General features: G+C 44.5%; 10 protein-coding genes. 1 reads left to right on the plus strand and 9 read right to left on the minus strand.

Translation table 11 applies throughout. From position 1 onward, the window contains the following. Positions 1-36 precede the first annotated feature (36 nt). Positions 37-549, plus strand: a complete 513-nt coding sequence (locus tag F454_RS15875) for a hypothetical protein (protein ID WP_156817248.1) — start codon at positions 37-39, stop codon at positions 547-549. 4 nt (positions 550-553) lie between these two features. On the opposite strand, the gene F454_RS0110620 is transcribed toward F454_RS15875, so the two are convergent. The 9 genes from F454_RS0110620 to F454_RS0110660 form a co-directional block, all read right to left on the minus strand. Beyond that, complete coding sequence (locus F454_RS0110620) at positions 554-1,948, minus strand: sugar transferase (RefSeq protein ID WP_018970639.1); 1,395 nt, start codon at positions 1,946-1,948, stop codon at positions 554-556. Between the two features lie 9 nt (positions 1,949-1,957). Beyond that, entirely contained in the window at positions 1,958-2,716 is a 759-nt protein-coding gene (locus tag F454_RS0110625; RefSeq protein ID WP_018970640.1) for an exosortase-associated EpsI family protein, read from the minus strand. Further along, on the minus strand, positions 2,709-3,638 hold the full coding sequence (locus tag F454_RS0110630; RefSeq protein WP_018970641.1) for an exosortase/archaeosortase family protein: 930 nt from the start codon (positions 3,636-3,638) through the stop codon (positions 2,709-2,711). Before F454_RS0110630 ends, F454_RS0110625 begins: the two co-directional genes overlap by 8 nt. Before the next feature lie 144 nt (positions 3,639-3,782). Next, a complete protein-coding gene (locus F454_RS0110635; protein ID WP_018970642.1) occupies positions 3,783-5,936 on the minus strand; it encodes an O-antigen ligase family protein in 2,154 nt (717 codons plus the stop codon). Then, positions 5,929-7,107, minus strand: coding sequence for a glycosyltransferase family 4 protein (locus tag F454_RS0110640; RefSeq protein ID WP_018970643.1), 1,179 nt, complete (start codon positions 7,105-7,107; stop codon positions 5,929-5,931). Before F454_RS0110640 ends, F454_RS0110635 begins: the two co-directional genes overlap by 8 nt. Then, positions 7,107-8,147: a glycosyltransferase family 4 protein gene (locus F454_RS0110645; RefSeq protein ID WP_169334375.1), complete on the minus strand. Its 1,041-nt coding sequence runs from the start codon at positions 8,145-8,147 to the stop codon at positions 7,107-7,109. Before F454_RS0110645 ends, F454_RS0110640 begins: the two co-directional genes overlap by 1 nt. A gap of 109 nt (positions 8,148-8,256) precedes the next feature. After that, on the minus strand, positions 8,257-9,087 hold the full coding sequence (locus tag F454_RS0110650; protein WP_018970645.1) for a glycosyltransferase: 831 nt from the start codon (positions 9,085-9,087) through the stop codon (positions 8,257-8,259). 236 nt (positions 9,088-9,323) lie between these two features. After that, entirely contained in the window at positions 9,324-10,811 is a 1,488-nt protein-coding gene (locus tag F454_RS0110655; RefSeq protein WP_018970646.1) for a lipopolysaccharide biosynthesis protein, read from the minus strand. Next, the gene (locus tag F454_RS0110660; protein WP_018970647.1) at positions 10,808-12,220 is read right to left on the minus strand and encodes an O-antigen ligase family protein; all 1,413 of its coding nucleotides are present in this window, start codon (positions 12,218-12,220) and stop codon (positions 10,808-10,810) included. Before F454_RS0110660 ends, F454_RS0110655 begins: the two co-directional genes overlap by 4 nt. Positions 12,221-12,228 lie beyond the last annotated feature (8 nt).

Genomic DNA, 12,228 nt, shown 5'->3' on the forward strand with positions numbered 1-12,228 from the left:
TAGACACAATCCCTCAAACCAGAATACGTATTTACGATGACTAAATCACACATGCTTCAGCAATCTCAGGAACTCTCCTTCATTTCTCAAGCTTTCATTGCCCTGAGAATCACAGAGAATTACTTTGCAAAAATCGGCTTCACGCACCCCATCATCGACGAGTTTTTTTATCACCTTTGGGAACTTCCACAGCTCCAAAGCCCTCAAGAGTTCTCTCAGTGGGAAGCACGAAGGGGTGATCTCGTAGACTTCGGACTCACCGACGACCTTCCAGATGATCTCGAGGGCGTGCTCGCGTTAACCCCTCTTGATGAAGAACAACTATTCAAGATCATTGAAGCTCCCGTAGAAATCCTTTGGGGCAATTTCTTCAGCACACCAAATCAAGCAAACACGCGAGAGCTCTTCGAAAACGCTCTTAATCTCGCAGAAAAAGAGGGCGTCATCTTCCCCAAGCTAGACCCATTTCTCCTATCCAAATGGGCCGATAATAACGCCTGGGGCAAGGCTCTATCCATGGATGAGTTGACGCTTTGGAAGAACGCTTAGGCGCTCACTTCGCACCCGTTCCGAAGAGTACAGCAGGCACAGTCTTGAGTACTATCTTCAGATCCTTCCAAAGCGACCAGTTGTCGATATATTCGAGATCCATTTCTACCCATTCTTCGAAGTTGTTAATGCTGTTTCGGCCTCCAGCCTGCCAGGTACACGTGATGCCAGGCTTCACACTAAGGCGACGTCTATATGCCATCTTCTCAAAGTCTTTAACTTCATAGACCGGAAGCGGACGAGGGCCGACCATACTCATTTCACCGGCAAGCACATTCAGCAACTGAGGGAGCTCGTCGATACTCGTTTTGCGCAACCACTTCGCAAATGGAAAAACACGTGGGTCGTCGTCGAGCTTGAATACAGGGCCAGTCATATTGTTCCCTACCTGCTTTTTGATAGCGGCTAGTTTTTCTTCAGCATCAACACACATCGTTCGGAATTTCCACATGGAGAATTCTTTACCGAATTTACCCGAACGTCGCTGACGGAAAAAAATGGGCCCAGGGTCTGAAAATAAAATACCGAGAGCAGCGATCACCCACAATGGAGCGGTGAACACCAGCAGCGAAAGAGCAAAGCACTTATCACAAAAAGATTTGGTCAACAATGCCCAGGAAAGCTCAGGTGTCGACTTCAGTACCAACATCGGCTTCTCCCCCATAGAGTCAAACTTAGGTCTAGCCAGTTGAGATCTGATGAAATCAGCTGCAATCCAAACCTCAACCCCCTGGGTTTCAGCCACTTCAACGGCATCGCCAATTGTATCGAATACCACCTGGTGGGGTGAAATAATCACCCTCTGAGCCGAGAGTTTCACAATCTCATCAGCTAACTCAAGAGGGGCGCGAGTCGTGATATCAAAGTGCAATTGAATATCTAGATAGGCAAGAACCTCCTCAGGCTGATTTTTTATGAAAGCCTCAGTTTCCTCTGGGAGCCCTACTAAAATTGCCTTCTCTCGCGATGCTCCATTTTTGACCCTGCGACGTAATACACTTCGAACCCAAACAAAACGAAAAAACACCAACACAAAAGACGACACCCCACCCGCTCCCAATACAATTCTGGAAGATGGATCTAGCTGGAAGCTAACGACTAAGATCCCGACAAAAAGAACGATCACCCCCGCAGTCTGCATCATTTTCCAGAGGGCTGCACTCAACTTACGGTTAAGCGGGTTGCGATAGAAACCAAACAACTCAAGCGTCAATGGAGTGAACGGCACAAGAATAAACAGCAACCAAGAGATAGGAGCCAAACCCAAGCCATCATTCTGATTGCCTACCACGTTCCAGCGAATCGTCGACGCCACAGCAAAGCTAAACCACACCAAGGCGCCATCCAACAGCTGGAGCGCCTGCAATGAAAATTGCTCTCGTTTTGAAGAACCAAACATCAAATCAAATTATTTTTCTCGCACCACCTCGGGAAGGAAAAGGCCTAAAAACTCCTCCATCACTTTGCGACTTTCATCTTCATCAAACACAGCCTCATCCTTGATATTGAAGCCCTGCTCTCTGTATACCGAAGTAACTCCAACACTAAATGTGGCATAAGCCCACTGTTGATCATAACCGCCTAACAAGCGACCTTTAATATCTTCAAACGTCCGCTCATAATGACCTGAAACCACCTTCTCAGAACCGAAGAATGTGTAGTAGAGGATTTGTTTATCATACAATGGATTTCCCCACTTATTCATTGGGACTCTTTTGTTGTCTTTTGACACTCTTGGACGCACACAAACAATTTCACGGAAGGGAACGCCCTCCCCCCCTGATAATAGATTGGGCACAAGTATCGAACGTTCACTCACAAAATTCCAACCTTGAGCCCTCAGACATACCTCAGGGCGATGTAAACTATTGTTAATATCCTTTCCTGAAAAAACGACTGACGCCTCCACGCCTGGAAAGTTTGACATTTTTACATTAGAATAATACCTACGCGCAAATTCAGTATCAGCAGCCAAAATCTTGCGCTCCTCATCACTCACAACTCTTTTCTGACTCTCCCAGTCAACTAGTGACTCTGGTATCTCTTGTGACAAGATTGAAGGCACCATCGTCTCCGCCTTTGGCAATAGATAAATGGATGAAAAACCCAAGGTGAGCAGGCACAGCAAATACCATAACCGCGTTGTGATAGTCTTGAGGTCACACATCACCACCTCCCTTCATCGTAATTCTGACCTCTTTTTTGTATTTCTTTGGATTAAATAATCGATCTAACCCAAACAGCCCTGCCAAGGCAGCAGGAAAGAAAATAAAGAGTCCAGAAAAGTCGTGATACGCATTCGCAGCAAAATCCTCATAACCAAGTTCAGCTAAAATCAAAATAGTGAACACCCTACAAAAATTTCCAAATAAAGCTAGAGGTAATGATGCTCCAAATACCAGAGCCTTTTTCCATAATTCTTTTTGGGTATAATATGCATAGATAGCTGAAATCATCACCAATGCCATTAACGACCGAATCCCACTACACCCCTCTGCGATGTTAAAGTCCCACTTATCAGAAGCAGAATGAATATTGTTGCCTGAATGAATTAAATCCATACCCGCTGTGGCCCCCACGAAATAACATGCCTGAGTGACCATTACTTGAAGGAAGTTTGTCATTTGATTTAAGCCCGGCACCGGAATAGCAAACCACCAAAAAAATGCAGGAAACAACATATACCTGCCCGCTTTCCAGCCAAGGACCGAAGAGACACTACCTGCAATCAAGAACGGCATTCCAATTAATGCGAGGCGTGGCTGAATCGTGCGTACCGAAGCCACATACAACAAGAGTCCAATAATAACCATGAACCACCCAGCCCAAGTACTAGACGCTACCTCAGCCCTCACCTGCTTCCACGCTTGGTAACTAAAAGCCACAAAGAGAAAAGGGACTGCGTAACCGTGGAGAAGGTCATTTCCACCGTTCCAAGAAAACACCATCCATTGGACAAGCTGACTTTCCCTACCTTCCAACGTTGGGTAAATATCACACCAAGCCGAAAAATAAACAAACACAAAAGTCAACAAGACTAGCGGAAACACCCAAGAATTCTTATGCCGATGATTATTTAAATTCTCCATGCTAGTTAGTCACAAACAGTATGATATGCATCAAAGACTCTAGCCCCTGATCAATCAACGAAAAAAAGTGATACGCTACAATGCTAACGTCAACATAACTAAAACATGCTTATTCTGGAGCAAATCTTTATTATAGAGGCCGTTCTACTTCAACATTTCTTCAGCCAAGGCTTCCTTGACCTCACGTGCCTCATCTCGAGTCTCCCCCCTCAAGCGAGAGTCTAACCTGTAATTAGCAAGCGCCTGTTGGAAGTATTGTCTTGCCTCATCATGCTCCCCAGATTGCCAAATTTGTGATGCCAACTGGAGATAAAAGTCACCCAATAGAGCATAGGTTCTAGCCTCTCTTTGTCTCAAGATATATGGTGGGATGACGTGCTGTAATTCGTCAATTACCTGCTTACCTGTTGCATACTGCTCGGTGAACATGTGAAGATTGATACGACTAAGCATAATATTACGTATTAACCTCAACGCTTCATTACGGTGAGCCATGGAAGACTCAGCTTTTTCATGAGCTCGACATAGTAATGCATCTGTCAGATCAAAATCCTGATCATTATACGCAAGGTCTGCCCTGAACAAATCATTCTGAGCCCAGTTAAGCGAAAAACGCCCTTCAAAGTCAAGTGGTGTAGAAAATCTAGCTGCTTGGTGATAGTATTCATCAGCTAAATCATATTGTCCTTTTTCTCGATATAGATTTGCCATTTCAAGAATACCAACTGGATAGTGAGGGTGGCGCTCTATGCATTCGACTGCTGCATTCTCCCATGCTCTCAGATCCTGTTCGCGCCTACCGTTATTGAAGTAGTTCTGTTTATGGATCTGGGCAATTCGAGAGGATTTCCTATAGTCAGCAGCGAGTGAGCTAGATTTCTCATACACTCTCAGCATCTTCTCGGGTTCCTCTGGCTCCCAAAGTACGTGATCTGATACCTGACGTGCTTGGATGATTGGTATCGATGCTCGTAATTCTGGCAATGCTATAACAAGAGAGGCTATAGCAAGGCATAAAGGTAGGGTAACCGCCAGAGCCCTGCTCTGAAACTTCCCCCCCGCTCCCTCAGGTATTTGCACAAAGCACCATGCTAACCCCACATTTGCCATGCACCAATTGAATGGTAACCGCATCGCAAAATCAGTTAGAGAATGGACGCATACGACGACAATCAAGAGCATCCCTGCTGCTAATGGGCACCAAATTGACTCGTGCTGCCGTCTCATGAACCTTCGGCTACCGTAACAAATCGCTGTGCACACCACTGCACTCAAAACCAAAAGTCCAACCAACCCGTAGTCAGTGCACACTTGAAAGTATTCATTGTGGGTAAATTGAGGATCGGCCTCCCTAGGCCTTAAAAGATCCTTCCAGTGCTCCCAAGACAGGTAGGAATAGCTTCTTGAGCCTGAACCAAAGAAAGAAACCTCTGATATTTGCTCTGAAGCCATTCCCCAGTAGCTTTGTCTAATGTTATGCTCAGATATTTCACCTGTAGCAGCCAATTGGTAATCTCTATTTTCAAAGGTTAGGAATGCTGTGAATGAGGCTACAATTGCTAGAATAAAAGAGACTCCAGCTATCCCCAATCGCCATTTTCTACTCTTAAAGCCCAGAATAGATTTCGTCCGCATCCAAGAAAACACGATAAACAAGACCATACTAGCACCACAAGACACCACTCCTATGCGAGAACCAGAACTCAAACAAAGCAACATCGCTACGACTGCTAAAAAACCCATTAATAAGCGCTTCCATAATGGAAGTGAACGCCCCCAAACGGAAAACACGGCCAACACCATGGCACTCATGGCCATTCCGTTACCTAAGCCCCCATAATCTTTAAAAATCCCGTAATCATAGCTTTGCTCTGAATGACTAGAAACCCAGTGCATGGGAACAAAGGTTTGTAGGTCGTATACCTGCATCAAGGAATAGCTAGCGTTAATAAAAACCACTAGGCATATAGCAGCTACCACAGCCCAACTTAATCGCGCTGCTCGAAATGATTGAAGCGTCAACCAACCCATAACCCAAAATACCATATCTTCTTTCCCTAGGTCAAAGACGGGTGAGAAATACGCGCGTAGCCCAAAATACCCGAGCGCCCCCAGTGACAATGAATCCCATCGGTCCCAGCGCCGGCCACCAACACGCCAGTTTACAATCGCGGTTACAATACTAGCAAGCGCAACCCCAGCCATCAGACAGACGGCCAAAGTCCAGCTCATTGTCACCCCAAAAGAGGCGAGAAGGACTAGGACGATAAACCAGATGATTTGTTCAACTCTACCCATGTCGCGATTCACCCATCAAAGATTCTGCAATTCCCTTCCACCTTGCATACCATTGTTTGCTATTGTAATGGCGCTTCAACTTTTCAAAGCCTCGCCTTCCCATCGTCGGATGATCGCCCTTCAAGGACTCTGTCAGAGCTTCAGTAAAGCCGGCCTCATCCACGGGAGCCAACCAGCCGTCTACACCATGTTCGATCAGGTCTGGGAAGCTGCCAATATTCGTGGTTAAAATGGGCTTGCCATGCTTCCAGGCCTCTAACACCACCATACCGAATGGCTCCTCCCACAACGAGGGCGCTACCACCATCGAACATTGATCGTAGATTTTTTGATGTTTTTCCTTCTCCACAAAGCCGTGGAACTTGACTCCTTGCACTTGATTCGTCTCACAATACCCCTGTAATTCCCCCTCCAATACTCCAATGCCCGCAATGTGCAAAGTGCGCCCCTGAGTATCGACCTTTTGCCAAGCCGTGAGCAATAGCTTCAAGCCTTTCTCTTCCGTCAGCCTGCCAAGATAGAGAACATCGTCTCCGGAAGCATCAGACACTTCCAATTCTTCCACATCCAAATAATGCGGCAAGACATGGATCATCTCGGGAGGTATCCCCATTTGCTCGTGGCGACGCTTTTGCGATTCACTGATCGCGATAAATACCTGTATGCTATCATAGCCGCCCTTATTCCAAAACCGCTGAAGCGCCGCAACCATAGAAGTCGTTGCGGGAAGGCTTCCCCTCCAGCAACGATGTTGCAAAGCGGGTAACATATTGGCCGGTGAGCATTTGAAACATACCTTCCCTGCACGAAAATGAGTGGCCCCTGGACAGCCAAAGCGATAATTGTGCAAATACTGCACCACTGGCACTCCCAATTCATTAGCCAATTCGTACACCGCTACCGACATTGCCGGGAAGACATTGTGCACCACCCATACAGCATATTGATGTCTGTTGTGTAAATCTCTTAGGGTTTGAATTACGTGAGGGTTTCGTTGCATGACAAGAGGCAACTTAAAGCGGCTCCAAGATGTCTCTACATAATCTGCCGAACTCGTCGTAAAAACGTTATGCGCCTTTGCCGCTCCTATATTTTCCCCGATTAAGGGTATCGATGATTCTTCCCCACCGAAATTGAGATATCTATGAAATAATTGAAGTATTTCACTCATTACATTGAGACTGCTTTAAACTCATGCTCCATACGCTCTAGAAATTTCTCTTTAGTGAACTCAGCCTCAAAACGTTTGCGCCCCAGTTCCCCCATAGACCGTCTAAGTTTTAGATTATGTAGGAGCTCAAACACCTTCTCCGCATACTGTTCAGGGGCTTTTACATCGCACAAGTAGCCACAGTGACTATCTCCCAATATTTTTGTTATACCTCGCCAGCGTGTCGTCACTAGAGGCAAACCACAGGCCATAGCCTCGATTAACACCATGGGAAAACTTTCAGCCGAATAGTGTGACGGAAACAAAAAGCAATCGGCTTCAGCAAAGGCCTCCCACTTATCCTGGCCCGTTAATACACCAGAAAACTCGAACATTTGAGTAAGCCCCCTGTGATCAATCTCTGACATAATTTGCTCCTTAAAAGCCTCATCTACCCATCCACCAACAAGCTGAATCAGAACTTGAACTCCATCAGCTTTAAGGATGGTGGCGGTCTTTACGATCTCAACTACACCTTTCCCCTCAGTAAGAGCTCCCATAAATAAAACCCTAAACCCATCAGTTGTTACCCTCTCAGATGCGAAACCTTCGACGTCAACGCCATTGGGAACGTAAACTCGCTTTTTCGCATGAAAATATTCCGATGGAGACACACCAGCAGAGGACAGCTCAATACTCAGGTCTGCACGACCGTATACCTTTCGCGCAAACCACTTCAAGTATATATACTCGTTCACATACTCAGCTAAGCCCCCAGCATGATAGTGAAAAATTGTTTTCTTAAACACCCAACGCGTCAAAGCTAGATAGACAAAATCACGAAGAATCGGAGTCACATTGGGGCTTGCAGGAAGATAATACAAAGAGTGAGGAGATCGCAGTATACATATCTTCCACGTTCGAAACACTAAGGAAAGTAAATGTCGAACTTTATTCAGCGAAAACACACCCACTTGGTCGATTGAGGCACTATATTCCATTCTGAGAAGACACACATCTACCTTTTGCCACTCATGATCAAACAACATCTTAGTGACCATTGCTTGCCCGTGATAAGGCGGAGGCGTTTGACCCACAATCAAAACATCACATTTACTCTTATGAAAACACTTAAACATACATTAAAATAAATAATTAACAAAACACAACTCACACATATTTCCACCGCCCACTAACTTGGCTGACTTTCTGCTGGCGTGAAATCATCTCAGGTCGGTAAATGTAAACAGAAACATCCCGCTTCCAATACTCCCCATTGGCGGTTTTTCTTAAGCGGTGAGCACAAGACCATAACATCGCTCGAAAGCGACTATCTCCTCCTACTTTAACCTTCCATTTGCGAAGCTCTTCCCCCCCAAATTCTTGTTGGCCCATATTACCTTCATATTGTAAAAACGTACTCAATCCCTCATTCAGTACTCCACAAGAAACTTTGCTATTCAAAAAATTCAACACCCAGTCAGCGTCCGCCACATCTCGATATTGCACATCAAGCCCCCCAACTTTGTCCAACACTCTTCGTCGCACAAACATTCCAGCTGAATACGTAGTTAGGAAGCAATGCTTAATATGTTCAACCCAAGGCACATGACCAGTCCGATAGGATATAGGAACCCCCTCCTGATTCACCAAAATAACATCACCAAATAGGACGTCTTTATCGGGATTGAGATCAAACCAATCCGAGACTTTTTGCAAAGTTCCAGGTAGGTATTGCTCATCGCAATTTAACCATGCAAGTATTTCCCCTTTAGCTCTCTCGAACCCATTATTGATAGCATCATACATCCCTCGATCTTGCTGAGAGCGTACCGAGGCAAACGATTGATCATTTGCCCATTGATCGAAGTCCGGCCCACTGCAAGCATCTTCAATCAAATGCTCAAATTTGAAATCGCACTGCTGATCCGCGACACTTGCAGCGCATAGCTTTATATATTCTAGCTGTTTGTAGCTGGGTGTTATTATTGAAATTTTCATTCCTCTATTTTACACAGTTTACCATCAATTTTCTCACCTCAGATGAACTCATAATTTTTCACAAGCAACTATTACAACAAATCCACGAATTTAAACAGTATGTACTCATATCTAGTAGGCAAATAAGATAGCTATTTGCTTTCGGAGCATTGCCATGGAGTACAATTGAACGATAGTTTAGTGGCAGTCATTCCCACTGGCATATCGCCTTCATCACATGTTACACACAAGTATACTCATCCTTTTGAAAAAGCATCTCTTACAATCCATTTAACATCAAGAGACACACAAAAAAACCATAGGGCTATTGAAGCGAATACCAAACAACCGAATACGTAGATGCACTGGTACATCCAAGAAGATCCGACAATCAAGCTATTGCTGCTTGCTATCATACAAATGAGCAATGTCCCGACACCTATCTGCCTCCAATGATATGCAAGTGATCCCAATTCTCGAGATGCTAACCATGAAACAATGATGGAGGTCGTCAACAATTGCACGACTATTGAGGCAAGTAACACTCCCAGGACTCCATAAACTTGTGCTGTCCATATAGCGACTGGAATCAGTATAAATAGTTCCAAAAAGTTGATAAATCGAATGCCTTTTAGCCGTTTAACTAAAGCAAAGGCATTCATCAAGTTTGCATTGAAAGCTCGTAATATAACAAGCAAAGCTAAGCAAAGATCACCTGAAGTTGACCAAACTATCTCACCGTTGGTCCAAATTTTGACAAATGAACAGTTTCCAGACGTAATCGCAACTGATAACATTAAAGAGCCTATGACTGTAAGCTCAATCAGCTGCCTATACTTTACAATAAATTTTTTTGTTTCACCGCGCACATAAAGCTCAGTCATCCCCTGTGAGGCAGCAGAAATTGGAGCTGAAATTAGATCTCGTCCCATGGAAGGTAATTTACTAGCGACAGCATAGGTTGCTGCTGCTTGTATTCCCACAAATTTACTAATAATAATCAGTTGGCACGATGTCACTAATACACTCCCGCAATGCACAAAAAATGAATCCCTCGAAAAAGAGAGCATCTTCATAGCCCCTCCTCGACCTGGCTTCCTCCAACGCAGCTTGTTAGGATAATATCTCATTTTTTTTCCTATCAAAAAATAAACAACAGGAACACCTAGTGTAGCTGGGATTTGAGCCAGAGCAAATGCCGACACACCGATCCCACGTGAAAGCCCAAACCACAATAACAGTAAAGACATGAGCACGCTCACAGAGTTCCCTACATTGATGATGTCTTGTCTTTGGAATGCGCGAAGTGGAGCACTGATCGAAAGTAATAGAATAGACGCTCCTGACACCAAACTTAATTGGCTGAATAACTTAAAGAAGTCCTCCTCTAAAGACTTGGGCACTCCAAGATAGCTAGGAGCAAAATAGGCGATAGCCCCCCCACAGAGAACGACTAAGACCCCAAGTACGCAGAACAGCACACTACCAGTGATCAAATTGTCGCAATAAGCGTTACTCTCCACTTCATCTTTGTGATCTGCCAAGTGGCGCCACACGGAAGCATTAACCCCCATAGTCATTAACCCTAAGTAATTCGTAATCTGAATTGATAACAGCCATATACCCAAGTGGTCTTTACTCAAAAAACTTAAAACTAAAGGTACACTAGCGAGAGTAAAAATAACATTTGCCCCCACCGTGCCGTAGCCTGTGAGTAGAGCGCTTATAAATCGTTTTGTTCTCATGCTCTAGCATCGATGGGGGTCCTCAATACTTTGTACCTCGCGACACAGTATCCCAAACACACCCAATTGGTAATGGCTCCATAAGGTATTTCGTAAGTGGCCTGAACATAAGCATTGAAGAGGCCCGCCACAAATACCGACATCACAAGTACGTCGGTTTCATTCGTCTCACTTGAAGTAAAAACAAAGCGATAAAACTTCATAACAAAGGGGGAAATCAACACGCAAATCAACACAAAAATTATAGCTCCAATTATACCCATCCTGCCAAGCACTGTGAAAAAAACACAGTGCGGATATCTGGAGTAACTCGCTAATTCCTCAAGGCTAGGGTTATACCCCAGCACATCGATCAAAAATGCCGATGAGATGTCCGCCCCAAAGCCAAGTCCTAGAAATGGAGCCGTACTCATGGTGTCCTGCCAAATCATCATCCACCACCCAATCCTCCACCCAGTGGTTCCACCTGCATTCATTACGCCTCCGCTACCAGCACCTAGGGTTTCAGCTGTCTCAGAGTCCAAGACCAACTCAAATAATAGAGATGGGCCAATGAATAGAACCACACAAGTCACAAGGACGCTCAAGCTCCCCCCTACAATGCAAGGGATTAGAATTTTTCTAGCTCGTCCAAAAACAACGAGTGAAAACAATACGATAAACAATGCTAATATAAAAGACGTTTTACTAACTAGAACGGTTGCAAGCATGAAGAACAAGGCGAACACCGCACTAAGTATGGATCTTTGATAACAGGACTTGACGAGATAATAGGCTACCCCCCCTACAATTAATGGTCCATAGGCATCGGGGTGTGACTGGAACCCAATGAAAGCAATAGGAAATCCACTAAAGTCGGATATGGCATAAATAATTTTACTGACTAGGGCAAACCAAATAGCGACTTTAATCACTGAATGAAAGGCTATCATATTTTCTTTTCGCATAAAAAACACGGATGAAAATAGGAAAAAAGCTGAATAGTAAACGACGGCGGAATCACGAATAGCATTCATCTGATACACTGGGAAATCTATTACAACTCGAATCAGTCCATAGATCAAATACACAGCTATAAATGTACTAAAAATATTCCAAGTTTTGAACCATAGCTTAAAACGCAATAAGTAACCCACTAAGCATATGCTAAATGCAATTTCACCAATGTAAATAGGTTCATAGGGACTGACATAAGCAAACCCCTTCCCTCCTAAAGCATAGCCCAAGATTACGATAAACACCAACTTCACATCTAAATTCACGCTAGGCCAAAGACCTAGAATTAAAACCAAGAATGCAACCACTCCTCCCCAAAGCAGCTGATAATCCATTCTAGTCGTGAGAAACTCCATCCCCATGAACACGGCTAAAATGACTAATGCAGGAACTATTATTTTCTCATACTTCATATGTCGGA

Source organism: Rubritalea marina DSM 17716, from assembly GCF_000378105.1.
GTDB classification, from domain to species: Bacteria; Verrucomicrobiota; Verrucomicrobiia; order Verrucomicrobiales; family Akkermansiaceae; genus Rubritalea; species Rubritalea marina.

Coding starts and splice junctions, on each gene's coding strand:
- F454_RS15875 (WP_156817248.1), top strand. CDS start 37: ATGACTAAATCACACATGCTTCAGCAATCTCAGGAACTCTCCTTCATT.
- F454_RS0110620 (WP_018970639.1), bottom strand. CDS start 1,948: ATGTTTGGTTCTTCAAAACGAGAGCAATTTTCATTGCAGGCGCTCCAG.
- F454_RS0110625 (WP_018970640.1), bottom strand. CDS start 2,716: ATGTGTGACCTCAAGACTATCACAACGCGGTTATGGTATTTGCTGTGC.
- F454_RS0110630 (WP_018970641.1), bottom strand. CDS start 3,638: ATGGAGAATTTAAATAATCATCGGCATAAGAATTCTTGGGTGTTTCCG.
- F454_RS0110635 (WP_018970642.1), bottom strand. CDS start 5,936: ATGGGTAGAGTTGAACAAATCATCTGGTTTATCGTCCTAGTCCTTCTC.
- F454_RS0110640 (WP_018970643.1), bottom strand. CDS start 7,107: ATGAGTGAAATACTTCAATTATTTCATAGATATCTCAATTTCGGTGGG.
- F454_RS0110645 (WP_169334375.1), bottom strand. CDS start 8,147: ATGGTCACTAAGATGTTGTTTGATCATGAGTGGCAAAAGGTAGATGTG.
- F454_RS0110650 (WP_018970645.1), bottom strand. CDS start 9,087: ATGAAAATTTCAATAATAACACCCAGCTACAAACAGCTAGAATATATA.
- F454_RS0110655 (WP_018970646.1), bottom strand. CDS start 10,811: ATGAGAACAAAACGATTTATAAGCGCTCTACTCACAGGCTACGGCACG.
- F454_RS0110660 (WP_018970647.1), bottom strand. CDS start 12,220: ATGAAGTATGAGAAAATAATAGTTCCTGCATTAGTCATTTTAGCCGTG.